The 25,554-nt window shown below is 32.5% G+C and carries 30 protein-coding genes; 11 read left to right on the forward strand and 19 right to left on the reverse strand.

The genetic code is table 11. From position 1 onward, the window contains the following. Positions 1-105: 105 nt before the first annotated feature. Genes RVY88_RS00910 through recR form a run of 3 tightly spaced genes read left to right on the forward strand, consistent with a single transcriptional unit; the run spans position 106 to position 2,583 of the window. Complete coding sequence (locus RVY88_RS00910; protein WP_002849759.1) at positions 106-777, forward strand: response regulator transcription factor; 672 nt, start codon at positions 106-108, stop codon at positions 775-777. Then, entirely contained in the window at positions 774-2,033 is a 1,260-nt protein-coding gene (locus RVY88_RS00915; RefSeq protein WP_011732094.1) for an ArsS family sensor histidine kinase, read from the forward strand. The genes RVY88_RS00910 and RVY88_RS00915 overlap by 4 nt, the downstream gene beginning before the upstream one ends. Next, a complete protein-coding gene (recR, locus tag RVY88_RS00920; protein WP_002849761.1) occupies positions 2,014-2,583 on the forward strand; it encodes a recombination mediator RecR in 570 nt (189 codons plus the stop codon). The genes RVY88_RS00915 and recR overlap by 20 nt, the downstream gene beginning before the upstream one ends. A gap of 15 nt (positions 2,584-2,598) precedes the next feature. Here the strand turns inward: recR and RVY88_RS00925 are convergent, their stop codons facing one another. The 9 genes from RVY88_RS00925 to gatC are packed head-to-tail and all read right to left on the reverse strand — an operon-like array spanning position 2,599 to position 9,865. Further along, the gene (locus RVY88_RS00925) at positions 2,599-3,384 is read right to left on the reverse strand and encodes a shikimate dehydrogenase (protein WP_162167288.1); all 786 of its coding nucleotides are present in this window, start codon (positions 3,382-3,384) and stop codon (positions 2,599-2,601) included. After that, complete coding sequence (locus tag RVY88_RS00930; protein WP_162167289.1) at positions 3,384-4,151, reverse strand: SPOR domain-containing protein; 768 nt, start codon at positions 4,149-4,151, stop codon at positions 3,384-3,386. Before RVY88_RS00930 ends, RVY88_RS00925 begins: the two co-directional genes overlap by 1 nt. Before the next feature lie 10 nt (positions 4,152-4,161). Beyond that, positions 4,162-4,704 (reverse strand): DUF1882 domain-containing protein, encoded by a 543-nt coding sequence (locus tag RVY88_RS00935; RefSeq protein WP_002849765.1) that lies wholly within the window; start codon positions 4,702-4,704, stop codon positions 4,162-4,164. Beyond that, positions 4,704-5,948: a serine hydroxymethyltransferase gene (locus RVY88_RS00940; protein ID WP_002849766.1), complete on the reverse strand. Its 1,245-nt coding sequence runs from the start codon at positions 5,946-5,948 to the stop codon at positions 4,704-4,706. The genes RVY88_RS00935 and RVY88_RS00940 overlap by 1 nt, the downstream gene beginning before the upstream one ends. Then, positions 5,945-7,456, reverse strand: coding sequence for a lysine--tRNA ligase (lysS, locus tag RVY88_RS00945; protein WP_238389021.1), 1,512 nt, complete (start codon positions 7,454-7,456; stop codon positions 5,945-5,947). Before lysS ends, RVY88_RS00940 begins: the two co-directional genes overlap by 4 nt. Positions 7,457-7,469: 13 nt before the next feature. Further along, a complete protein-coding gene (locus tag RVY88_RS00950; RefSeq protein ID WP_002849768.1) occupies positions 7,470-7,934 on the reverse strand; it encodes a Fur family transcriptional regulator in 465 nt (154 codons plus the stop codon). Positions 7,935-7,937: 3 nt separating this feature from the next. Then, positions 7,938-8,513, reverse strand: coding sequence for a CvpA family protein (locus RVY88_RS00955; protein WP_002849774.1), 576 nt, complete (start codon positions 8,511-8,513; stop codon positions 7,938-7,940). Further along, entirely contained in the window at positions 8,513-9,574 is a 1,062-nt protein-coding gene (locus tag RVY88_RS00960; protein WP_002849776.1) for a type IV pilus twitching motility protein PilT, read from the reverse strand. Before RVY88_RS00960 ends, RVY88_RS00955 begins: the two co-directional genes overlap by 1 nt. Positions 9,575-9,577: 3 nt before the next feature. After that, the gene (gene gatC, locus RVY88_RS00965) at positions 9,578-9,865 is read right to left on the reverse strand and encodes an Asp-tRNA(Asn)/Glu-tRNA(Gln) amidotransferase subunit GatC (RefSeq protein ID WP_002849777.1); all 288 of its coding nucleotides are present in this window, start codon (positions 9,863-9,865) and stop codon (positions 9,578-9,580) included. Between the two features lie 182 nt (positions 9,866-10,047). Here gatC and RVY88_RS00970 point away from each other — a divergent pair, with 182 nt between their 5' ends. Genes RVY88_RS00970 through RVY88_RS01005 form a run of 8 tightly spaced genes read left to right on the forward strand, consistent with a single transcriptional unit; the run spans position 10,048 to position 16,415 of the window. Further along, positions 10,048-10,647 (forward strand): hypothetical protein, encoded by a 600-nt coding sequence (locus tag RVY88_RS00970; RefSeq protein ID WP_225893264.1) that lies wholly within the window; start codon positions 10,048-10,050, stop codon positions 10,645-10,647. A 2-nt stretch (positions 10,648-10,649) separates the two neighbouring features. Then, the gene (locus tag RVY88_RS00975) at positions 10,650-11,657 is read left to right on the forward strand and encodes a hypothetical protein (RefSeq protein ID WP_002849780.1); all 1,008 of its coding nucleotides are present in this window, start codon (positions 10,650-10,652) and stop codon (positions 11,655-11,657) included. Positions 11,658-11,663: 6 nt separating this feature from the next. Beyond that, the gene (locus RVY88_RS00980; protein WP_002849781.1) at positions 11,664-11,990 is read left to right on the forward strand and encodes a hypothetical protein; all 327 of its coding nucleotides are present in this window, start codon (positions 11,664-11,666) and stop codon (positions 11,988-11,990) included. Next, the gene (locus RVY88_RS00985; RefSeq protein ID WP_162167290.1) at positions 11,977-12,609 is read left to right on the forward strand and encodes a type III pantothenate kinase; all 633 of its coding nucleotides are present in this window, start codon (positions 11,977-11,979) and stop codon (positions 12,607-12,609) included. Before RVY88_RS00980 ends, RVY88_RS00985 begins: the two co-directional genes overlap by 14 nt. Further along, the gene (gene hisG, locus RVY88_RS00990; protein ID WP_010400265.1) at positions 12,597-13,208 is read left to right on the forward strand and encodes an ATP phosphoribosyltransferase; all 612 of its coding nucleotides are present in this window, start codon (positions 12,597-12,599) and stop codon (positions 13,206-13,208) included. Before RVY88_RS00985 ends, hisG begins: the two co-directional genes overlap by 13 nt. 8 nt (positions 13,209-13,216) lie before the next feature. After that, complete coding sequence (brnQ, locus tag RVY88_RS00995; RefSeq protein WP_162167291.1) at positions 13,217-14,521, forward strand: branched-chain amino acid transport system II carrier protein; 1,305 nt, start codon at positions 13,217-13,219, stop codon at positions 14,519-14,521. Then, positions 14,518-15,627, forward strand: a complete 1,110-nt coding sequence (locus RVY88_RS01000) for a metallophosphoesterase (protein ID WP_011732098.1) — start codon at positions 14,518-14,520, stop codon at positions 15,625-15,627. Before brnQ ends, RVY88_RS01000 begins: the two co-directional genes overlap by 4 nt. Continuing rightward, positions 15,624-16,415, forward strand: a complete 792-nt coding sequence (locus RVY88_RS01005) for a phosphatidylserine decarboxylase (protein WP_011732099.1) — start codon at positions 15,624-15,626, stop codon at positions 16,413-16,415. Before RVY88_RS01000 ends, RVY88_RS01005 begins: the two co-directional genes overlap by 4 nt. A 38-nt stretch (positions 16,416-16,453) precedes the next feature. Here the strand turns inward: RVY88_RS01005 and RVY88_RS01010 are convergent, their stop codons facing one another. The 10 genes from RVY88_RS01010 to RVY88_RS01055 all read right to left on the reverse strand — a co-directional run bounded on the left by RVY88_RS01010 (position 16,454) and on the right by RVY88_RS01055 (position 25,547). After that, entirely contained in the window at positions 16,454-16,789 is a 336-nt protein-coding gene (locus RVY88_RS01010) for a chaperone NapD (RefSeq protein ID WP_002849808.1), read from the reverse strand. Further along, positions 16,786-17,685, reverse strand: a complete 900-nt coding sequence (locus RVY88_RS01015) for a hypothetical protein (RefSeq protein WP_162167292.1) — start codon at positions 17,683-17,685, stop codon at positions 16,786-16,788. Before RVY88_RS01015 ends, RVY88_RS01010 begins: the two co-directional genes overlap by 4 nt. Further along, the gene (locus RVY88_RS01020; RefSeq protein ID WP_002849810.1) at positions 17,682-18,152 is read right to left on the reverse strand and encodes a 4Fe-4S binding protein; all 471 of its coding nucleotides are present in this window, start codon (positions 18,150-18,152) and stop codon (positions 17,682-17,684) included. The genes RVY88_RS01015 and RVY88_RS01020 overlap by 4 nt, the downstream gene beginning before the upstream one ends. A 2-nt stretch (positions 18,153-18,154) precedes the next feature. Continuing rightward, positions 18,155-18,688 (reverse strand): nitrate reductase cytochrome c-type subunit, encoded by a 534-nt coding sequence (locus RVY88_RS01025; protein ID WP_002849811.1) that lies wholly within the window; start codon positions 18,686-18,688, stop codon positions 18,155-18,157. Then, positions 18,685-19,470 (reverse strand): quinol dehydrogenase ferredoxin subunit NapH, encoded by a 786-nt coding sequence (gene napH / locus RVY88_RS01030; RefSeq protein ID WP_002849812.1) that lies wholly within the window; start codon positions 19,468-19,470, stop codon positions 18,685-18,687. Before napH ends, RVY88_RS01025 begins: the two co-directional genes overlap by 4 nt. Next, positions 19,467-20,219, reverse strand: coding sequence for a ferredoxin-type protein NapG (napG, locus tag RVY88_RS01035; RefSeq protein WP_002849813.1), 753 nt, complete (start codon positions 20,217-20,219; stop codon positions 19,467-19,469). Before napG ends, napH begins: the two co-directional genes overlap by 4 nt. 2 nt (positions 20,220-20,221) lie before the next feature. After that, positions 20,222-22,999 (reverse strand): nitrate reductase catalytic subunit NapA, encoded by a 2,778-nt coding sequence (gene napA, locus RVY88_RS01040; protein WP_162167293.1) that lies wholly within the window; start codon positions 22,997-22,999, stop codon positions 20,222-20,224. Between the two features lie 399 nt (positions 23,000-23,398). Then, positions 23,399-24,061 (reverse strand): amino acid ABC transporter permease, encoded by a 663-nt coding sequence (locus RVY88_RS01045; protein ID WP_002849815.1) that lies wholly within the window; start codon positions 24,059-24,061, stop codon positions 23,399-23,401. 2 nt (positions 24,062-24,063) lie between these two features. Next, a complete protein-coding gene (locus RVY88_RS01050; RefSeq protein ID WP_002849816.1) occupies positions 24,064-24,753 on the reverse strand; it encodes an amino acid ABC transporter permease in 690 nt (229 codons plus the stop codon). After that, on the reverse strand, positions 24,753-25,547 hold the full coding sequence (locus RVY88_RS01055) for a transporter substrate-binding domain-containing protein (protein WP_024305174.1): 795 nt from the start codon (positions 25,545-25,547) through the stop codon (positions 24,753-24,755). The genes RVY88_RS01050 and RVY88_RS01055 overlap by 1 nt, the downstream gene beginning before the upstream one ends. Positions 25,548-25,554: the final 7 nt, after the last annotated feature.

Raw genomic sequence — 25,554 nt, forward strand, 5'->3', positions numbered from 1 at the left:
AAATCTGCCTATAAAACTAACTTATTTTTAGTTCATTTACTAAATTTAGGTTAAGTTTTTACTATTTTTTTGATATAATAAAGCATAAAATTACAGGAGTAAAAAATGATAAATGTCCTAATGATAGAAGATGATCCAGAGTTTGCTCAAATACTATCTGAATATCTTTTGAAATTTAATATCAAAGTTACTAATTACGAAGATCCATATTTAGGACTTAGCGCAGGTATTAAAAACTATGACCTGCTTATTTTGGATCTAACTTTACCGGGAATGGATGGCTTAGAAGTCTGTAAAGAGATAAGAGAAAAATATGACATCCCAATAATAATAAGCTCGGCAAGAAGCGATGTAAATGACCGAGTTGTAGGACTACAAATAGGAGCCGATGACTACTTGCCAAAACCCTATGATCCAAAAGAGATGCACGCTAGAATCATAAGTCTAATAAGAAGATATAAAAAAACAAATGAGATACAAGAAGAGACTGCAGATACGGCATTTAAAGTAGATGATAAACGTCATGAAATTTCATATGGCGGTAATGTTTTAACACTAACCCCTGCCGAATACGAAATCTTAGAATATCTCATAAAACAACATAGTTTTTCAGTATCTCGCGAACAGCTAGTATATCACTGCAAAAGCTTGAAAGACAAAGATTCAAAAAGTCTTGATGTAATTATAGGAAGATTAAGATCAAAAATAGGCGATAGTTCAAAATCTCCTAAACATATATTCTCAGTGCGCGGAATCGGTTATAAATTAATAGGATGAAATACTCTTTAACCACAAAAATTACAGTTATCTTTGCCATAGGATTTACTGTAATTTGTGCACTATTTTTTATGTTTTCAAAGCTTCAGCATGAAAGCGTGTTAGATAAAGTAAAAGAAAACCAGTATAACTCCATAAACTGGCTACTTTCACTATACAAAAAGTCAAATATGCCAGAAGATTGGGAGCAGTATTTTAAAAATTTTAATCTAGCATATATCAAAGATCCGAATTTAGAAAAAATAATATTAAATAACGGTGATCTGATCGAAAGAGTAGATACTCCAATAGGTATAATAGAAACTATTTTTTATAGAAACGAACTATTTTTGAGAATAAAAAATCAAAGTGTTGTTATAATGCTTCAAAGCACTTTAAAAGGGACAAATGATTCACTTTTAATAGGATTTATTATCACTATAGCACTTTTTATATCTTTATATGTTTCTATATTTAAAAGTCTTTTGCCGCTTAAAAATTTAAGAGACGATATAAGAAAATTTGCTGCTGGAAATATGGACAGCATATGCTGTAAAAACAATATAATAAAAGGTGATGACGAAATAGCCGAAGTCGCTTATGAGTTCAATAATGCTGCATGTAAAATAAAAGAACTTATCATGTCAAGACAGTTGTTTCTTAGAACTATCATGCATGAGTTAAAAACTCCTATCGGAAAAGGTAGAATCGTCAGCGAAATGTTAGACGATGAAACACAAAAAGATAGATTAGTAGCTATATTTGAAAGATTAAATATCTTGATAAACGAATTTGCAAAAATAGAACAACTATTAAGTAAAAGCTATGCTTTACAATACGAAAACTACCATTTTAGTTTGATACTTGATCAAACAAAAGATATATTGTTATTAGACGATTTTGACAATAAAGTAAGCGTAGATATAAAAGAAGATGCTCTTTTAAGGGTTGATTTTCAGCTATTTTCTTTGGCAATTAAAAATCTAATCGACAATGCGCTAAAATATTCAGATGATAAAAAAGCTATCATCATATGTGATGAAGAATACATCTGTATAAAAAACAAGGGAAATCCGCTTGAAAAACCTATTGAGCATTATAAACAAGCATTTATAAGAGATAACGCATCAAAAAATACGGGTATGGGACTTGGATTATATATCATAGAGCATATTTGCGCAATGCATAAATTTGGATTTTTATATGAATATACAGACGGTTATCATACATTTTTCATAACTTTTAAAAAGCCGACAAATGCCAAATCAAAAGCTTGAAAAATTTAACGAGCTTGTGTCTTGTTTTGAAAAAATACCGGGAGTAGGTAAAAAATCAGCACTAAAATATGCGTATCACGTAGCCCTACAAGACTCGTTTTTTGGTTTAAATTTAGCACATACTATAGAAGATGCTGTAAGATTTCTAAAACACTGCTCAATGTGCGGTGGAATAAGCGAAAATGAGATCTGTGATATATGTAGCGATATAAATAGAGATAAAAAAACCCTTTGTATAGTAGAAACGCCAAAAGATATATTAACCATAGAGTATTCAAACTCATTTAACGGTTTGTACTTTGTTTTCGATGATGCAAATAAACTTGATAAATTGAAATCCAATATCAAAGAAAATGGAATCAAAGAGCTACTTTTTGCTTTAACTCCTAGTATAAATAGCGATGGTATGATGCTATATATAGAAGATAAATTAAAAGATTTTGACGTAAGTTTTACAAAAATAGCACAAGGCATACCTACTGGAGTTAGTCTTGAAAATGTAGATATTTTATCTCTGACTAAAGCGATAAAAGATAGAAGATCTTTATAAAGTTAAAATTTAAATTTAGAAAAACAAAGCTTCTTGCATAAAAGATCTAATTTTTTCATTTTCAAATTTATTTTCATAAAAAATATTAAACGATAAGATAGCCTGAAAAAGCAGCATATCTTTTCCATCTTTGCAAGTGAGAGAACACGACTTTGCTAAATTTAAAAAAGGAGTATTTTTACTATAAATAACATCAAATGCAAATTTAGAACTATCTAACACTTGTTTTAAAATATCTCTATTAGCCGGCAAATGGTCGTCCGCAAGTCCCGCGGAAGTTGTATTAACAACTAAAGTGTAGCCTTTAGGCTTATAGTCTTGATGTGTAAAAAAACTGCAATCTTTGAAACTCTGTGCTCTGCTGCTGCTTCTATTTAATATTTCTACATCTATACCGTTTTTTTGAAGAATATAACAAATAGCTCTAGCCGTTCCGCCAGCCCCCAAAATCAACGCACTTTCGATATCTTTAAACTCACTTATAGCAAGCATAAATCCGGGTGCATCCGTATTATATCCAAATATTTTACCGTTTCTTTTTACAAGCGTATTTAACGAACCTATACTTTTAGCAGTTTCATCTATTTCGTCACACTGATTTAGAACAATCTCTTTAAATGGAACCGTGACATTTGCTCCACTCAATTCAAGTTTATTAAATGTATTTATTAACTCAAGTCCATCTTCTAAATGAACTCTGCCATAAAATCCAGCCAGCCCATAACCTTGTAAAGCAAGGTTATGTAGGCGTGGAGATATAGAATGATTTATAGGATTTCCAAAAACAGCAAAATACTTCACTACTGCACCTTAAATAAAAACGCACCGCTTGATATATTTTTTCTGATTTTTTCCATATTTGTATTTAGCTCTGCTCCATTATATGGTCCTATTAAGATTTTTACCACATTTTTTCCATTTACGGTTGTTTCATACGCATGATAATCAAATCCATTTTCTTTGATCTTTTTTATAAACGGATCATTTGAATTTACCTTAGAAAGAGACGCTACTTGTATATAGTTTCCACTAGCCAAATTTCCTGTTTTAGCCGGTTTAGTAACAGCTGCTTTTTGAGCTGGTTTAGCTGAAGGCTCGGCTTTTTTCTGAGTCGGTACCTTTGGAGTTATATTTTTATTTGTTTCGGCTTTTGGAGTATTATCTTTAGCAGGAACTACAGATTCAGGTGCTTTTAAAGGAACGGCAACTGTCTGGTTATTATTCATAGCGGCTTGATTATTTTTATACTCATTTACTATATTTTCAAAATTATCCTTAGAATTAGTGTCTGAAATTATAGGGACTTGTTCAAAAATTTCGTTATTTGGAGTAGTAGCCGGCTGATTTGTTTCTACTCTAAGCTCCGGTTCTGCTGGAAGAGCTAAACTCTCTTCTTTAGTATCTGTACTAGGACTGCCACCATTTAACAATTTCATGACTATAAGAACTATTACAAACAGTATTACCAGTCCAGCAACACTGATTAAAATTTTTCTTATTTTACTAGATTTATCATCTTCATTTTTATCTAGCAATATATCTTGCAGACCTTTGTTGTTCTCTTCCATATCTTTCTCCTTACATATGCTTTGACCAGCTAGCTCCACGCTCTTTTTGATATAGAGCATAAGGCAACGCTAAAATATTAAACTCGCGAGGCAAATCAAGACTAGGAAACATTCTCCATTCTTGAGGCAACTTTTGAGCCAACATAACAGATAATCTATTTGCTATCTGATATCCTTCGCTTAAAGTGGTGTGACCTTTATGAACATACAGATGAAGATGGCCCGGAGTCTTACTTTCATACGCTGTAAAATTTATAAAACCCTCTTCTCTAAGCATAAGTTGTGCCTTATGCCAAAAACGCTCTGGAGTTCTACCATTATAATCAAAAACTATATTTTCTATCTTATCATTTTTACTAATTAATGAATGAGCAGCTATTATCTTACGTTCTTCATGCTCTTTTTGTACATTATAATTAAGAGGCTCGTCTATTCTTTCAAATTTATCAAAAAAATGCCTACCTTTATATTCAATCTTATTTAAAATAGCATCACGTTTTATATAATAGTGATCTGTTATCATTTTAATTAAAGTTAAATCTATACTCTGCATTAGAACATCGCCTTGTCATAAATAATAAACTGGTGAGCAAGCTCTTTTAGTTCTGCTTTTATCTTCTCTTGTTTTGAAGAATTATCTATATCATCTAAAACATCTGCTATACGGTTTGCTATAAGCTCAAATTCACTCTCTTTCATGCCTCTTGCAGTAAGTGCCGGGCTACCTACTCTTATACCACTTGTTATAAACGGACTTCTAGTTTCGCCCGGAACCGTATTTTTATTTACTGTTATTCCTGCGTTACCTAAAGCGATATCTGCATCTTTTCCACTAAATTCTTTATTTAAAAAACTTACTAGAACAAGGTGATTGTCTGTTCCGCCGCTTACTAGATCATACCCTCTGTTTATTAAGACTTCTCCGAGTTTTTTAGCGTTTGTCTTTACTTGCTTAGCATAAACTTTCCACTCGTCACTAAGATTATGCTTAAATCCAACTGCTTTTCCAGCAATCACGTGCATAAGCGGCCCGCCTTGAATTCCCGGAAATATAGAACTATTTATTTTTTTAGCAAATTCCTCATCATTTGTCATGATGATACCGCCTCTTGGACCTCTTAATGTTTTATGAGTAGTTGAACTTACAACGTGACAGTGAGGAAATGGATTGTTATGTTCTCCTGCTACTACAAGACCTGCTATATGAGCAACATCGGCAAATAAATATGCTCCAACGCTATCGGCTATCTCTCTAAATTTCTTAAAATCAATCTCTCTAGCATAAGCACTAGCACCGCAAACTATCATTTTAGGTTTAGTTATATTTGCTATCTCTTCTACTTTATTATAATTTATACGTCCATCAAGCTCAACACCGTAGAAAAAGCTCTCATAGTTTTTTCCAGAGCTTGAAACTTTAGAACCGTGAGTAAGGTGTCCACCATGGCTTAGATCCATACCAAGTATTTTATCACCAGGTTTCAAAAACGCTCCATAAACGCCTTGATTTGCCTGACTTCCGCTATTTGGCTGAACGTTTGCAAACTCGCAACCAAAAAGCTTTTTACATCTATCAATTGCTATTTGTTCTATCTCATCTACAAACTCACAACCACCATAATATCTTTTGCTAGGGTATCCCTCAGCATATTTATTTGTGAGTACCGAGCCCATAACTTCCATAACATCAGGATATGTAAAATTTTCGCTAGCTATCATCTCTAAATGATCGCACTGTCTTTCTAACTCTTTATTTACTAAAGAGTAAATATCCTTATCAAAACTTTCCAAACTCATTTTTTATTCTCCTTATTTTCGGTTTTTAGTGGTTTCATAGCAGGAAAAAGTATAACATCTCGTATAGACTTTTTATTTAGAAGCAGCATTACTAACCTATCAACGCCAAGTCCCCATCCTACGGTTGGAGACATACCATAGCCTAATGCTTGACAATAATCTTCATCCATCTCATGCGCCTCATCATCTCCTGCATTTTTTGCTTCTATTTGGGATTTAAATCTCTCATACTGATCAACTGGATCATTTAACTCATTAAATGCATTTGCCAACTCACGACCTGCGATGAACAGCTCAAATCTTTCGGCTACATTTTTATCTGCATCACTTCTTCTTGAAAGCGGGCTTATAGATATAGGAAAATCCACTATAAATGTTGGATTTATTAGCTTATCTTCAACATAATTATCAAAAAGTTCAGCTTGTAAATGACCAAGATCCAGCTTATCATTCGCTTCAAATTTATCTGCTTTTAATTTTGATAAAATTTTATCTTTATTAGTAACTATATCTCTGCTAATACCACCGATTTCAACTATGGCGTCTATGTATTTTACTCTAGCAAAAGGCTTAGAAAAATCAATACTTTTACCATCAAATTCGATAACTTGTGGTAAATTTAATCTATCTAATAAAACAGCAAATAACTCTTCAGTTAAATCCATTGCTTCAAAATAATTATGCCATGCCCAGTAAAACTCAATGCTTGTAAATTCCGGATTATGAGTAAGGTCCATTCCTTCATTTCTGAAACATCTATTCATCTCAAACACGGCTTCCATACCACCTACAATAAGTCTTTTTAGATATAACTCCGGAGCGATTTTCAAATACCTATCCACATCTAGTGCGTTATGGTGAGTGATAAACGGCTTTGCGTTTGCCCCGCCAGCTATCGGATGCATCATAGGAGTTTCAACTTCCAAAAAGCCTTTATCTTCAAAAAATCTTCGAATAGTGCTTATTATAAGTGAGCGTTTTACGAAATCGGCTCTAACATCTTTATCCATTATCATATCAAGATATCTTTGACGATATCTCATCTCGATATCGGTAAGACCGTGAAACTTCTCTGGAAGAGGACTGATAGCTTTACTAGCTAATACTATTTTACTTGCATGGATACTAAACTCACCGGTTTTTGTTATAAACGCGTATCCGGTGACTAATACTATATCTCCGACTTCCAGATTTTTTTTAAATTTAGTATAATCTTCTTCGCCTATACTGTCTAAAGAGTAGTAAATTTGAATATTATCATTTTCATCTTCCATATTTGCAAAAGTAGATTTTCCGGCCACCCTTTTTAGTTTCAAACGCCCTGAAATAGTTACTTCTTCATCTGCTTTTTTTTCATCGCCATTTAAATCTTTGATATAGGCAAATTTGGTTTTAAACTCGCTAATACTCATATCGCGTTTTAAAAAGTGAGGATATGGATTTACTCCTAAGCTTCTAAGCTCATCTGCTTTAGCTAACCTTGTTAATTCTAATTCATTTTCAAATATCACGTATCTTACCTCAATTCTTTTTCTTGTTGCACTCTTGGCATACTCCATAAAGCTGCATCATATGACCAGTGAGCTTAAATCCGTGTTCTTTTGATATAATAGATTGTCTTTTTTCTATAATCGGATCCTCAAATTCGATTATATTTCCGCAAGTTCTGCATATCATATGATCATGGTGCGGTTTTGTCGCTAACTCAAATTTCTTACCTTGAGCCCCAAAACTAATTGAAGTCACCATTCCGGATTCTTCTAATAAATTTAGACTACGATAAACAGTAGCGATACCTAAATTTAAATCAGGATGACTATCTTTTATATAAAGATAAAGTTGCTCTGGTGTAAAGTGATCACTATTATTATAAAGAGTTTTCAATAAAATCTCTCTTTGCTTTGTATATTTTAGACCATTATCTCTTAAAACCTTCTTGAAGCGATCAAGAAGCGTGTCGTATTCGATATTATCAACATTTGTCATTAGCTATCTATCCTCCTTTGTACTATTTGTCTCATTACTATCAACACTCATAGGCTCATTATCAAATTTGTCTATTGCATCTTGTTTTGTTCTATTTAAATCTATATTCATTATAAACTTTCCACTAGCCAAAAGAACCGGATAAACCTTGCTATTTTCAAAATACGGCTCAATTTTTTGGCTTAATACACTTATATTTGATATAATAGCGCAAAATATAGCAAAAACTAAAAATATTTTAGCGCTTCCTATAAAAAATCCTAATATTCTATCTAAAAACCCAAGTCCGCTTAGAGACAACATCTTTGAAAATATATTTCCAGCTATCAAGCATACAAACCAAAATAGAATTAAAGTTACTAAAAATCCAAAGAAAAATGAAGAAGAATCGTTTAATTGATAAATATTGCTGCTTATAAGATCTCCTACGCTTTGAGCATTTCTGCTTGCTATAATAACTCCACCTATAAGTCCTATAAGTCCAAAAACCTCTTTTACAAGTCCGTTTATTATACCTTTTATACCTAATATAACCACAAGGGCTATAACAATAATATCAAACCAAGTTACAAAATTCATTAAATTGCACCTAACTTTCCAGCTAATTCTTGCTGATTTGTTGAATATCTTATAGCGTTTTCTTTTGTTATAATACCCATTTGCACCGCCTTTTCCATCGCTTGAGTTTGTGTTTGCATACCTGTATTTTGTTGATTTAATTGTATTTGAGAGTAAATTTGATGAGATTTATTTTCTCTGATCAAATTTGAAATTGCATGATTATTTATCAAAACTTCATGAACGGCAAATCTGCCGTTATCTGCTTTTGGCACAAGAGTTTGAGATATAATAGCATTTAGAGATACGCTAAGCATATTTCTTACTTGAGCCTGCTCTGTCTCATTAAAACTATCGACTATTCTATTTATTGTTTGTACGGCTGAGTTTGTGTGCAAAGTACCAAATACCAAGTGTCCTGTTTCTGCGGCCGCTATAGCTATAGATATGGTCTCCGGATCTCTTAAATCACCTACTAATATTATATCCGGATCTTCTCTAAGAGCGTATTTCAAAGCCCTAGCAAACGATTTAGTATCGGTGCCTACGTTTCTATGAGAGAATAGAGAATTCTTATTTTGATGAACAAATTCTATAGGATCTTCTATGGTGATTATATGTTTTCGCTCAGTAATATTTATCTCATTTAGCAAAGCCGCTAAAGTCGTCGATTTTCCAGCTCCCGTTCCTCCAGTAACAAGAACAAGACCTTTTTCTTTTTTTACCAACTCTTTAAAAATAGCCGGAGCATTAAGATCATCAAGACTTGGTATATTTAGAGGTATCATTCTAAAAGCAGCCGCTAAGCTTCCGTTCATAGTATAGTAGCAATTACCTCTAAAACGCCCTATTCCTGGTAATTCTAGAGCAAAATCTAAATCCTTGTTCTCTTCCAATTCGCTTTTTTGCGCATCAGTTAAAATAGTGTAGCATAAATTTTCTATATCGCTTCCATCTAAAACTTTACCTTCAAGCGGTCTTAAGCTACCATCAATTCTGATTTGAGGCTCACTTCTACCGACTAAATGTAGATCGCTCGCCTTGTTATGCATCACAGTTTTTAAAAGAGTTTCAATATTCATATTTTACTCTATTATTTTTGGTACTTCAAAATATCTATTTTGTTTTTTCGGAGCATGGGTCAAAATACCGTCTATAACGCTACCTTCTTTTGAAATATCTTCTCTAAACGGAGTTCCGCCTCCTATGGTGCTTACGGTAGCTTCTATGCCATCTAAGTCTAACTCATTTAATATATCAACAAAATCAACAATCTTTCCGAGCTGAGATTTAAACTCTTCGCGATTTTGATCTGGTATTTTTAGTGCGCTTAATTTCTCAAGTTTCTCAAGCATTTTGTCATCAATTTGCATAGAATACAACTCCATTTTTGATTTTTTATAAAATTATAACACATTTTCATTGGTTTTTAGTAATAAATTATCAAAATTAACTCAATTTTGAATAAGCAAGTTACCTACGAAGTTTAAAATTATGCTCAATTTATAAATTTACAAATAATATAGCTTCCTGTTTTATATTTTTAAGAAAATTTATGCTAGAATTACCAAAATTTTATGTTAAGGATACTATTTTGGCTATCAAAGACGATTTAAATTATATAAAAACAGAGATAAGTTCGCAAGAGCAATTTTTAGAAAATGCGATAAGAAGCGAAAGATTCATAAAAAAAAATAAAAAAATAATTATAGCGATAGTTGCAGTAGCAGTAGCAGCGTTAATAGCTTATGCGGTTTTAGATCAAATAAAATCAAGCAACATAACAGAATCAAACCAAGCTTATGCGGCTCTTTTATCAAATCCAAACGATAAAGAAGCAAAACAAACCTTAATGCAAAAAAATCCATCTTTATTTGCTCTTTATGCTATAAAAACAGCTTATGACTCAAATAACACTAAGATATTAGATGAAGCAACAAATCTAACTATCGATCCGCTTTTAAAACAAATTTTACAAAATGCAAAAGGAGAGAGCGGTGATGGACTTTTATCTACTTACAATTCGCTTGTAAAAGGATATGAGCTGTTAGCAGAAAACAAACTGCCAGAAGCTAAAATAGAGTTTTCAAAAATACCGTCAAATTCGCCATTAGAGCCTGTGGCTAAGAATCTAGAACACTATCAAGGAAAATAAATATGAAAAATATAACTATCATAGCTTCTATTTTTGCCGTGCTGATATTAGCTGGTTGTAGTACAAAAAGAGAGTATTTTGAGCCTACAGATATTGCTGGAAAAATTAGCTATAATGAAACTTTAAGCTCATCTATAAATTATACGACAAAAAGCGGAGCTACATTAAAAAATGGCGATGTAATATCAAAAAATAGTATTATACCCGGTCTAAATTTAGATAAAAAAGATAACTTTATAGGTGAATTTAACGGCAAACTGATAGTTGCAAATTTAGACGGAAATTTGAAAATAATTGAAGGTAAAGACGTTATCTATACAAAAAAATTTCAAGGAACAGTTGTATCTGCATCACTAAAAGACGGATATCTAGCAGCTCTTAGCTCTGAAAATACTATATATTTAATAGACATAAACAGCGATACTACAATGCTTGAGTATAGAACAGGCGACTCATTCGCCCAAGACTCAAGAACAGCCAATCCTGTATTTCTTACTAGTCTTATAATATATCCGACGCTAGATGGAAAAATTATGATAGTCGATAAACAAAACGCAAGAATAATAAGAGACGCCGTAGTGAGTAGTGATCCGTTTTTTAATAATGTAATATTTTTAGATGTTTTAAACGACAAAATGTTTGCGGCAACGGCTACAAAATTAATTATGATAAGCCCAAACGGAACGAAATACTACAACGGTCAGATAAAAGACGTAATAGCATATCAAAATAAAATATATATATTGTTAAAAGATGGAAATATCGAGATAACAGACTTAGATCTTCAACCTATAAATAAAAAAGAGTTTAAATTTGCGATATTTTCAAACGTAATCCCAAAAGGGGATTATCTTTACATTTTTGAAAAAACAGGATATTTGATCAAAACGGATCTAAATTTAAATAATAGCAAAATAATAGAGCTAAACAACGAAATCGAAGATAAAAGTTTTGCCGGAAAAGATGCATTTTATTACGATAATAAAGTTTTAAAACTAGATCAAATTTAAATAAATATGGATAATAAAATATCTGAAATTTTTAGCCAAAATAAAATTTTATTAAAAAATTTAAAAACGCTGGATTTTGGTGAGTTTAGTAAAAAACGTACATATAAACTATTTATAGGAATCGATAAAAATAGTCTATATACTCTTGTTTTTATGCGTGAAGCCAAAAGTAAATTTATAAAAAAAGAGCTTGACGAGCTAGTTAATATAACTAAGCTTGTGGAGACTAAATTTGATACCAACATCAAAAAATTGATCCTACTTTATAGATCTCAGATCTGTTCTAAAGTGATAAAGAACGCCACGGATTGGAAATTTTATGCTTTTATGTGATATAGGAAATACAACCGCTGCTTTCTATCAAAATAGAAAAATATGGAGCTACAAAATAGACGAGTTTAGAGCTTGGCAGCCAAAAGAGACGGTGTATTATATAAATGTAAATGATAGTTTATCTGATAAATTAAGAAATCCTATGTTTATAGATATACAAAAACAGATAAATTTCAACACAACGTATATAGGGCTTGGAGTAGATAGAGCAGCGGCTTGCTATAGTATAGATACGGGACTAGTAGTAGACGCGGGAAGTGCTATAACTATGGATGTAATGTCAAACGGATTTCATCTAGGAGGATTTATAATGCCCGGTATAACTACTACTTTAAATAGCTTGAAGACAATCTCTTCTAGATTGAATCAAACGCTAAACTCACAAATAGATCTTGAGTGTCTACCGCAAAAAACAAATGACGCCATTAGCTATGGAGTTATAAAACCGATAATCTTACTAGTAGAACAGCTTTCAAACGAAAAACCTATATATTTTACGGGCGGAGACGGAGAGTTTTTATCGAGATTTTTTAAAAACTCTATTTATGATAGGGCTTTAGTTTTTAGAGGTATGGAAAAAGCCATAAATGAAAATAAGGAGATATTTTGCTTACAGTAGCTTTACCAAAAGGCAGAATTGCCGATGAAACATTAAATATTTTTAGTAAAATTTTTAATGACGAGTTTAAATTTGAAGATAGAAAATTAACTATGATAAAAGATAATTTTGAATTTTTAATGGTAAGAAATCAAGATATTCCTACATATGTTACAGAAGGTGCTGCAGATATAGGAGTAGTTGGGCTTGACGTCTTAGAAGAGCATAATTGTGATGTTTTGAGGCTTTTAAATTTAAAACTTGGAAAATGCAAAGTCTGCATAGGTATAAAAAATAGCGATACGCTAGATTACACAAAACCAGAACTTAAAATAGCAACTAAAATGCCAAATATCACAAAAAATTATTTCGCGAGCAAGGCAGTTGCAGCAAAAATAATAAAACTATACGGATCTATAGAATTAGCTCCAATAGTGGGACTAAGTGACGCTATAGTAGATATCGTCGAGACAGGAACAACTATGAAGCAAAATGGACTAAAAGTCGCCGATATCATCATGGAAAGCTCTGCTCATCTTATTGCAAATAAAAATAGCTTTATAACAAAAAGAGATGAGATACTATCTTTATACCATAAAATTAACTCAGTTATAAATTAAGTATAAATTTGAAAAAGAATCTATTAAAAAGTGATTTTCTTATCATATCTTTGATGCTGTTTTCCATGTTTTTTGGAGCTGGAAACTTCATTTTTCCACCAATGGTAGGAAAAGAAGCCGGAGAAAATTTATATGAAGCTATAGCATTTTTTTGCCTCACTGCTGTTGCTTTGCCGGTACTTGGTATAGCGGCTGTAGCAAAAAGCGGTACGTTAGATGTACTAGTAAAACGTGTAGATAGACTATTTGCGCCAATTTTTACTATATCTGTCTATATAATTATAGGTCCACTTTTAGCAATTCCTAGAGCTGCAAATATGCCTTATGAAGTTAGTCTTTCGCCGTCTTTTGGAGATAGTCTACTTTTTGTATATACCGCAGTTTATTTCATCATAAATTATATAATCTGCATCAACAAAAGCACTATGATAGATACTATAGGAAAATGGCTTGCTCCTATTATGCTTGTGCTTATCTTTGCTCTTTTTATGGCTAGTATTATAAATCCTTTAGGCGAACTTGGCGAAGCAAGTGGAAAATACGCAATCAGCCCTATGTCTAGTGGATTTTTAGACGGATATCAAACTATGGATGCTATGGCGGCTCTTGTTTTTGGTATCGTAGTTATACAAGCTATGAAAAGTATCGGTATAAAAGATAATAAACGACTTGCAAACTCGGTTATTAGCTCTGGTATTTTAGCTGGAGTTATATTAATGAGTATATATATAATACTATCTTATATAGGAGCTAGTAGCGCTAGCAGATTTCCTGAAGCGGTAAACGGTGCAAACGTACTATCTTTAGTAACACATTATCTATTTGGTTTTTATGGAAAGTTTATATTAGGATCTATATTTTTATTAGCTTGTCTTACCACTACAGTGGGGCTTATAGGCTCAGCAAGCGAATATTTTAGCTCTATAGTTCCTAAGCTTAGTTATAAATTTTGGGTATTCATCTGGAGTTTTGCTAGTTTTTGTATGGCAAACATAGGCTTAAATGATATATTAAATTATAGCATACCTATTTTAACTACATTCTATCCGGTATCTATAGTATTGATACTATTGGCTCTTATAAATAATATTATAAACTCTTCAAAGCTGATATATCGCTCTTGTGTATATCTAACATTGATAATAAGCCTTGCTTACTCCTTAGAACAAATAGGAATTAAGCTGCCTGTCATAGTAAATATATTTAAAAATATACCGTTTTACGATATCGGTCTTGGCTGGGTAATACCCGGAATCATCTGTTTTTGCGTCTCATACATAATTTTTATACTACGAAAAAGAGGTAGTTTTTGAACCCGTATTTATTTAGTATCGTATCTATATCTATATTTTTAGCTATTAATTTTTACTGCTATAAAAAGCTTAAACAAAACTTACTTTTATCTAAATTTAAAAATATTTTAGCTGCTTTTTTTGTGTTATTATTTATTTTTGAACTGCTATTTTTTATAAGTTTAAAAAATGGCGAACTGAGCGGTATATTATATAAAATATCGATTATCAGCGTTGGTATAAGTTTTATGCTATTTTGTATAATTTTGCCTTATGATACGTTGCTTTTTGGAGTAACTAAATTTAGCAAAGGAAGAAGAAGGGCTATTAAATTTATACTTGATATCAGCGTTCTTATAGGTTTTTTTACATATTTTTTCAAAGGATTGTTTAACGCCAACTTTAATACTTACATAACAACTAGAGAAATTTATCTAAAAAATCTTGCAAATCCATTAAATATCGTAGTAATTACCGATGTTCATATAGGTCAATTTTTGCAAAAAGATTTTTTGCAAAAAACAGTTGATAGAATAAACACGCTCTCACCCGACGCTATTTTTATAGTCGGTGATTTAGTAGATTTAAACGCTGAGAGCTTAGGAGACTTTTTAGATCCTTTAAATGAACTAAAATCACGATTCGGAACATTTTTTGTTGTTGGAAATCATGAGTATTATCATGGTATAAGTTCTCTTTTAAATAAATTTAAAAATTTAAATTTAAAAATTTTAGAAAATGAAAACGTAAGTTTTGGAGGTATAAATTTAGCCGGAGTTTATGATATACAAGGGCTTAAAATGGGTATTTTTGAACCGAATTTTGATAAAGCGCTTTCAAATTTAGATCCAAATTTACCGACTATTTTACTAACTCATCAACCAAAATCTCTGAATTATCTTAAGCAAGAAGTTGATTTAGTTATCTGCGGACACACTCACGCTGGGCAGATTTTTCCATTTTCTTTACTTGTATGGCTTGATCAAAAATACGTTTACGGACTATACAAATTAAGTAAAAAAATGCAACTTTTAGTAAGTAGCGGAATCGGCTTTTGGGGTCCTCCAGTAAGAATTTTAAGTAAAAGCGAAATAGTATATATAAATTTAAAAGAGGATAAAAAATGAATTACAATAAATTTTCAAATTATTTCGGACTTGTAGCTCACTATAAATTTCCAAAAACTATTCAAAATTTAATAAATAGTTGGTATATAAAAAAATTTAATATAAATATGGAAGAATTTAAAAGTGCAGATAAATATAACAGCTTAAATGAGCTATTTACACGTACTTTAAATAAACAAAGAAAGCTAGAAGATGGATTTATAAGCCCTAGTGACGGAATATGCCTTGAGTGCAAAAAAGGAGATAAGCAAACAGCTTATAGTATAAAAAACTACTCTTATAGTATTAATGAGCTTCTTGGTAAAAGCCTTAAAAAAGGTGAATTAGAGTCACAGTTTGAGTATATAAATATATACTTATCTCCTAAGGATTATCACCATTATCATTCTCCGTGTGATTTGGATATTATGAGTTTGCACTATATTCCAGGAAAGCTTTTTAGCGTAGCAAAAAATTGGCTAGAAAAAGTTGATAATCTATATTGCAAAAATGAGAGAGTGATACTAAAAGCTAAATTAAACAATGAAAAACAGATTTGGCTAGTATTTATAGGGGCTTGGAATGTCGGTAAAATGAAATTTGATTTTGAACCGCGAATAAATACAAATATAGAAGCCAAAGCCGTATATTATGAATATTCAAATTTAAATTTAAAAAAAGGAGATCATATAGGAAATTTTGAACTAGGATCAACTATTGTGATGATAAGTGAAAAAAATAGTATAGAATATAACGTAAAAGCCGACGATACACTAAAATTTGGAAAAAATATAGGCAAAATACTATAAAAGTATCTCACTTATAAAGAAAAATAGCATAAGTTAAATCAAACGGTTGGATTTCCGCTATAAACTATATCATCAACATCGCTTTCATCTATTTTTCTTACTATTTCTCCTATATGGTTATTATTCGATTTTTCTATGTCTTCGTCTAAATTTTGATAACTATATATCATAGCCACAGTAGAAATGCCATTTATAGCCTCTATGCTTTTATATGATTTTATCTCATCATCAAATGTTTGAGATTCTATCACTACAACTATTTTATTTTCACTTTGAGTAACAACTTCGCAACCATATATGTCAGATATAGAGCTTATAACGTCGCTCACAAAGCCAGGATCTATTACATTCACAACAACACTTGAGATATTCATTTTATACTCCAAAAATAAATTATATTATCATAACTAGCACTTATTAAAGTATTATTCCAAAATAGCAAATAATTTATCTGATCTTTGTCATAATCAATATGTTTTATCTTCTTACCGTTAGCAGAAAATATCTCTATGCCGTCTTCCGTATAATAAGCACCAAACTCATCGCTCAAACCGACTCTAAAAACATGCTTATTATCCGTTTTGAATATATGAGGTTTAAAACCGTCAAAATAATAAGCCAAATTTTCAGCAGATCCAGCTACAAATTTATCCCCTACTGCTCCAACGCTATATAAAATATCTTTTTGTATAGGCAGATCTTTAATCACTTTTTTACTTTTTACGTCAAAATAATATACAACTCCGCCCTCGCTAACAGAAACAAGGCATGATTTATTTGACAAATAAACAGAATCGGCAATCCAAGATGAGTAGCTAAGTTTTGCTTTTAAAGTAATCTTTTTAGAATTTAAATCAAGATAATAAATTTCGCTACTAAGACTAACTAATAAAACCAAATTCTCATCTATAAAAAATAGTTGTTTCATTCCTTCTTCTACATCAAACGAAGTAAGTTCTCCATCAAAAATACCAACTCTTTTTAGTTTATTATCCGTCTCGTATATAAAAGCAATTTTATTTTTAAAATTATCTATACTGCTAATTCTAGAACCGATATTTTCTTGAGTTGTGGTTGAAATTTTTGGTAATTCCAGTAGCTTTACTAAACTTTTATCTTCTAGATTATAATCATATAGTTCGCCACTATCCAATCCTATAAAAAGTCTATTTTGATCTAGTTTAAGTCCCACGACATTTGCATCTAAATCCAGCTTTGAATCGGCAAACAAAACTACAAAAAAGCTAAATAACACTACAAAAAATTTCATAAACAATCCTTTGAATTCATCGAAATCGCACTCTTAAAACAGCTGCTTATACATTCACCGCAGTTAGTGCATTTGTCGTTGATAACAGGGCGCAACATACCAAAAAAATCAATAGCCCTAAATCCGCAAACATCTTGACAACTTGAGCAAATTACACCATTCCAAGATATACATAAATTCACATCAATCACAGTATTGGCATTAATAAACGCACCATTTTCTAAATTTAAAACCTCATTCGGACACTCTATAGCACACTTTTCACAGAAATTACAGCCTATATTTGAAGCATCAAATTTTACGACACCGTTTTCTAAATTTAGCAACTCTCGTTCGCAAACAAATGTACATTTTCCATCACATTCATTACAATCAAATTTGCCGCCAAAATATGGCGGCGGTATTACATTGGATCTCTTTTGACCCAAAATTTTACTAAATATTGTCCTTTTAGAAAGGTCTGGCATTCTTAGATACCTTGATTTAAAATATCTAGTAAGTTTGAGCTTTCATTGCTATCTTTATATCTAAAGTCGGCTTTGAAATTGTTTTTCTTAAGAGGTTTAACATCTGCTTGAGGTACGTGACATTGAGTACAGTTAAATCTCTCATCACTAACTTGTCCGTTTAGATCTTTTCCGGTTCTTAAAACAACAAGGTGACTCTTTGGAACCGGTATAGTTCCAGCGTCTTTTGCTACTTCTGGAACGTGACAGCTAAGGCAACTATTGCTCTCGATAGTAATAGGAACCAATCCATCAAGACTATGAGAAATAAGCGGAGGTGCATTTTCGAAACTTCTATCAAATGTTTTATTAGTTCCCGGGGCATCTCCTAACCATTTTATATCAGGATTTGCAACGTTATTTTCATCGTTTAAATCAACGTTTCTAAGACCTATTTCAGTATCAGAAACAGGGCTTTTATTTTTATCGGCAGGATTAGCCAAACTACAAGCGCTTATAAATAATCCTGCAGCCAAACAAAGTATAATAGTTTTCATTTATTATCTCCAAATTTTAATATACTAAAATTAATCGCATCATCATTGCAAGCTTCAATACACTTGCCGCAGCTTATACACTCGCTGCCAATAATACCATCTTTTACTCCAACTAGATCCAAAACTCTCTCTTCGGGGCAAACTGCTTTACATCTGTAGCATTTACTGCATTTATTTAAGTCGTATTTAACACGAATCAGACTAAATTTACTGGTAATCGCATAAAACGCTCCAAGCGGACAGATATGAGAACAAATGAGTCTTTTGCCTACAAAAGTTTCAATTATAATGATAATAACGCCTACGCTGATCACACTATAACTTAGATAAAATAGACTTCTGTTAAATGCATTAACAAAACTTAAGCTTTCAAAAGCTGCTATACCAAAAATCAAACTAAATATAAGGCTTAAAGCCAGCAAATAATATCTTAAATTTTGACTTATATTTAAGATATTTTTACCTATTTTCAATTTTGTTCTTAAAAAAGCCCCAAAATCCGTAAGGATATTTACAGGACAAACCCAACCACAAAATGCACGCGGAGCAATAAGCGCATAAAATGCAAAAACAATTATCGCTCCAGTAATTGCTACTGAAGATACGCTAAAACTAGCTAAAGCTACTTGCAATACAGCAAAAGGATCGCTTAAATTTATAGTATCAAACAGTAAAGAACTGCTTAAATTTCCCTGTAAAATCTTAATTCCAAAAATATTACCAGCAATAAAAAGCAAGATAATGCTAAGCTGAACTAATCGTCTTAAAATAGTAAATTTCATAGCTCATCTCCATTTAGGTATTTTAGACTTTTCTTGCCATCTAGCTTTATTTTAGTATCGTTATCTTTGATCCTATTTTCATCACTTTGATCCCAGCCTTTTACGTAATTATCGTTCATTTCGCCTTTTAGAATTTCTCTAGGAACAACCGTGATAGAAGCCTTCTTGGTTATACAAGACTGCTCACATTTACCACATCCAGTACATACATCAGTATCTACTATAGGAAGTAATAATGCGTGTTTTCCTGTTCTTTCATTGTGTTTATACTCAAGTTTTAACGCTTTATCTATAAGTGGACAATTTCTATAACAGGCGTCACATCTAAGACCAAAATAAGCTATACAAGCTTTATCATCTACAACTGCCATACCCATTCTAGCTTTATTGATATCAAGTTTTCCATCGCTACTAACAGCTTCTACGTCCAAAGCTCCAGTAGGGCATTTAACTGCACACGGAATATCGGTACACATAAAGCAAGGAATTTCACGCGGCTTAAAAAATGGCGTTCCTAGCCCAATTCCGCCGTCTTTAAACTGTGCTAATTTCAGCGTATCAAACGGACACGCCTCTACACACAATCCGCAACGAATACAGCGAGCTAAAAATTCATTTTCATCTCTTGCTGCTGGTGGACGGAGTTTGAGTGTTGGTTCAGCAGCAGCAAATTCACAATAAGCAAATCCGCTAGCCGCCAAAAGACCCACTAAGCTAAAACCTTGTTTTATTGCTTCCCTTCTTTGCATAATTAAGCCTTATAAATCTTAACTGCGCATTTCTTAAAGTCAGTTTGTTTTGAGAGTGGATCTGTTGCATCCAAACAGACCTTATTTATAAATACGTTTTCATCAAACCATGGAACATATATTAAACCCTCTGCAGGTTTATTTCTACCACGGAAATCAACCCTAGCTTTTACTTTACCACGGCGGCTTTCAACCCATATGATATCATTTTGTTTAATACCAAATTTATTTCCGTCTATTTCATTCATAAAGCATAATGCCTCAGGAACGGCACGGTAAAGCTCAGGAACACGCATAGTCATAGTACCACTATGCCAATGCTCGAGAACACGACCCGTACATAACCATAGCGGATAATCTTTGCTTGGCATCTCTGGTGGATCCATATAAGGACGGAAGAATATCTTAGCTCTGCTCTTAAGTGCTTCTTTCTCTTTTGAAGTAGCTTTGGCTAGATCTCCGGTTACTAAAGCTCCGTTTTTATTTCCATAGAATGAAAAATCTCCGTTTGGATTATCTTTTTTAGCATATACATCATACTTTGTATTAAATCTCCAAAGAGTCTCTTTACCATCAACAACTGGCCATCTAAGACCTCTAACTTTGTGATAAGTATCAAAATCGGCTAAATCGTGACCGTGTCCTAGACCAAACTCACGATACTCTTCCCAAAGATATTTTTGGACAAAGAATCCATAACCCTTAAATACGTTTCCGTCTGATCCAACAACATTTCTGCTATCACCAAATACTTCGGTATTATCATAGCCGGCCATAATTTTATCATCACTACTAAATTTCATAGCACTTTTGTTGGCAAATAAAACTTCAAAAAGAGTATTTTCAGGATTATATCCCATCGCAACTGCTTTATCTAAAACATTTGGTAAAGTAAGTTTGCCGTCTACTTTAACTTCACCCCAAAAATCTTTTAATTTAAAACGTTTTGCAAATTCCATATATTGCCAAGTATCACTCATAGCATCACCTACTGGTAAAACTTGTTGTCTCCAGTGTTGAGTTCTTCTTTCAGCATTACCATAAGCGCCCCATTTTTCATATATCATAGCAGTCGGAAGTATAAGATCTCCGACTTTAGCTGAAATTCCAGGATACGGGTCGCTTACTACTATAAAGTTATCCATCTCGCGTGCCGCTTTTATCCAGTGGTTTGCGTTTGCCGAGTTTTGCCATGGATTATTTACATGCACCCATACAAATTTAACTTTTCCATCTTCAAGATCTCTCATGATCTTCATATATGGAGCACCCGGTTTTGGATTTATAGTTCCGGCTGGAATTTTCCAAATTTTTTCAGTAATTTCTCTATGTTTTGGATTTGCAACAACCATATCTGCTGGAAGTCTGTGTGAGAACGTACCGACTTCTCTAGCTGTTCCACAAGCACTTGGTTGTCCTGTTAATGAGAATGCTCCGCTACCCGGTTTTGCTTGTTTGCCCAACAAGAAATGCACCATATAACTTTGCTCATTTACCCAAACACCTCTTGTATGTTGGTTCATACCCATTGTCCAAAAACTGACGACTTTACGATTTTTTTCTATATAAAGGTCGGCTAATGCTTTTAATTTTTTCTTAAATTCTTCTAAATCTTCGTTTGGATCACCTTTTGCAAGCTTAGCTACAAAATCCAAAGTATAAGGAGCTAAAGCCTTTTTAAAATCTTCATATTGAATTATCCAGTGCTTATCCGGAGCGCCTGTACTTTTATTTTCTAAAGTATCACCTGCTTTCATTCCTAAATAAGCAAGAGTAACTCCTTCATTTTCGCTTAGTACTGTTGATTTTTCTTTTGCGGCAGTATCAAGTTCACTCGGAAGGTATTTTGGGTGCTTTATATTTGCACGCATACCATAACCGATATCTACTGGTCCTGTTGTAAATACACAATTTGCTTTTACAAACTCTTCGTCTATAGCTTCTGGGTGATTATAAACAATCTCTCTTGCTATATAGTTCCATATAGCAAGGTCGGTATGCGGAGTAAATATAATCTCTATATCAGCTATGTTTGAAGTTCTAGTTGAATAAGTAGATAAATTTACTACTTTTACTTTATCGCTATTTTGAAGTTTTCTATCACTAACTCTTGACCAAAGTATCGGGTGCATTTCTGCCATATTTGCTCCCCAAGTTACGATAGTATCCGTAAGCTCGATATCATCATAACAGCCAGCAGGTTCATCTATACCAAATGTTTGCATAAAACCAACAACGGCACTAGCCATACAATGGCGTGCATTTGGATCTATATTATGGCTTCTAAAACCGCCTTTAATTAGCTTAGAAATAGCGTAACCTTCTTGTATAGTGTATTGACCGCTACCAAAAACACCTATACCAGTAGGTCCGAGCTCTGCGTAAGTTTTGCGGAATTGTTTTTCCATCTCGTCAAAAGCTCTTTTCCAGCTAACTTCTTGAAATTTACCTTTTTTGTCAAATTCACCATTTGCATTAACTCTAAGAAGAGGTTTTGTTATACGGTCTTCACCATACATAATTTTTGCATTAAAGTAACCTTTAATACAGTTAAGACCTCTATTAACTGGAGCTAGAGGATCACCTTTGACTGCCACGATTTTACCATTTTTTGTAGCCACCATGATACCACAACCAGTACCACAGAACCTACAAGCAGATTTATCCCAGCGCCAACCATCTTTATTCTCAGCAGCGCTTAATGAGCTTGGTACTGCTATCCCAGCAGCCGAGCAAGCAGCAGCTGCAGCTGAGCTTTTTATAAATTCTCGTCTATCCATATCGTTACACCTTTCTTGCTCTAATATTGCAAAATATCGTAAATGTATTATATTTAAAATTTATTGGTTTATAATAAAATTTCCAACAGTTTTTAAATATATATTTTTATAATTTTATATAATTTAATAAACACTTAATCCTTTAAAGCTCAAGTTAAAAATCAATGAATACGGTATTTAGATAGTAAAAGTTAGTTAGTATATTTTTTTATACTTTAAATTTAAAAAATATATCTTAATACCAGCTATCAAAATAAAATAATAAAATTAAAAAAATATATAACACTATTATAGCATACTTTAAGCAAATTTAATTAAAAAATTTAAAAAATATTTTTATATTTCAGTAATAAATTAAGAAACAATTTATAATTAAAAATTTAATAAGCCAATGGCTTATTAATAAGTAGTTCTAGTATTATAATATCTAACTATAATAGATAGGCTAAAGCACACTATAAAATACATAGCTGCAACCAAACCTATAACAGCGAGTATATGGCTAAATTCTTTTAAACTAGCTAGTATGAGCTTACTTTGATTTGTTAGTTCATAAACTCCTAGTCCAGCCATAAAAGACGTGTCTTTTACTGTGGTTATTACTTGGGATAATATAGCTGGAGTTGCTTTTTTGATTGTTTGTGGAAAAATTATCTTATAAAGAGTATAAAAGAAGCCAAAACCTTGCGACGCGGCTGCTTCGAATTGACCTTTAGGAATGGAGTTTAGACCTCCTCTTATTATCTCGGACATAACAGAAGACGTATATAAAAATAGCCCGATAGTACCCAAAACTGCGTAACTAAATCCTTGTAAAAATGAAAAAATAGTAGGCAAAACAAAACATCCGGCATACATCCATAGTAGAAGCGGAGTGTTTCTATAAATTTCCACATACGCTCCTGCTATGCCTCTTATAAATTTATTCCCATAATTTCTCATAACAGCCAAAATAGATCCAAAAATAATACTCCCTACGGCAGCAAAAAACGCCATAATCAGCGTAAGACTTAGTCCATATAATAGATTTTTTAAATTTATGTAGTTTAGAACAGCTTCCATTATTAATTCCTTGTCAAATGTGCATTTTTAAGCTTTTCTTCATAATTTCTAGCCCACATGGCAAGTGGAAAACACATTATAAAATATAAAATTCCAGCAACACTATATGAAGTTGCGTAATTTAGACTGTCGCTCGCATAAGAATCGCTCATATACATAAGTTCCGCGCCTGCTATTATAAGAAGTACAGAGCTATTTTTTATCAAATTTACTGCCTGATTTGTGGCTGGCGGTAATATGATTTTTATAGATTGAGGTAATATGATATACATCATTTGTTCTATATAACTAAAACCTTGCGACGTGGCTGCTTCGAATTGACCTTTAGGAATGGAGTTTATACCACTTCTTACTACTTCGCTCATATAAGCACCATGATAAGCGCCTATACCTAAAACTCCTATAGTAAATACGTCTAAATTTATACCCATAGGAGGCAAAGCAAAATATAAGAAAAACAGCTGAATTACAAGTGGAGTATTTTGAAATACTTCAACATATATACGAGAACAATAGCGTAAAATAGCTATTTTTCCAGTAGCCATCATACCGCTTATTACCCCTATGACACCAGCTAAGATAAGCGCTAAAATGCTTACTCCTAAAGTAAAGCCAAGCCCACTAGCAAACATCTGCCAGTGAGCTAATGTATCTTCCCATTTCCACAAAGCAAATGGACTTAGGCTATCCATTACTTAAGACCCCATTTTTTTGCCAATTCATCAATCTGAGATTTATTTGCTATTACAAACTCATCAACGTATTTTGAAAACTCAGGATCATTTTTTCTAGTAGCTATGCCGTATTCTTGAGGAGCAAAACTCTCATCTAAAATAACACTATTATCATCGATATATCCCAAAAGTATAGATTTATCAACGCTAAATGCGTCTATTCTTTTTGCATCAAGAGCGGCTTTTATAGAAGGATAATCTGGATATTCATTAAATTTAAGCTCTATTCCAAGATTTTTAGCGGCTTCTAAAATACTCTTTTTGCTAGTAGAACTCATAGAAACTCCTATTGTCCCGCCTTCAAGATCTTTTAGAGTGTTTACACCGCCATCTTTTCTTACTAAAAGACCTACTGCATCTTTATAATACGGAGTTGTATAATCATATGTCTTCTTGCGCTCATCTGTTATAGTAAATGTGGCTATAACGGCATCTAACGTACCGTTATCTAGCATAGGTCCTCTTGTTTTTGCTGTAACAGAAACCAATTTAACTTTATTTTCATCACCCAAAATATGTTTTGATAAAAGTTTTGCTATGTCAATCTCAAAGCCTTCTATCTTTCCAGTTTGCTTATTTAAAAGCCCGAAACCAGGAACATCGTCTTTTACTCCGGCTGTGAAAATACCTTTTGATTTTATATTTTCTAAGTTTGAATTTGCCTCTTTAGAGTCGCTACTCGTATTTGAGCTGCACGCCGCAAATACAAGTCCTGTGCCCAAAATCAGCAAACCTTTTACAAATTTATTCATTTCTTTC

The sequence above is a fragment of the Campylobacter sp. TJR-1 genome, assembly GCF_032840035.1.
Taxonomy (GTDB): domain Bacteria; phylum Campylobacterota; class Campylobacteria; order Campylobacterales; family Campylobacteraceae; genus Campylobacter; species Campylobacter fetus.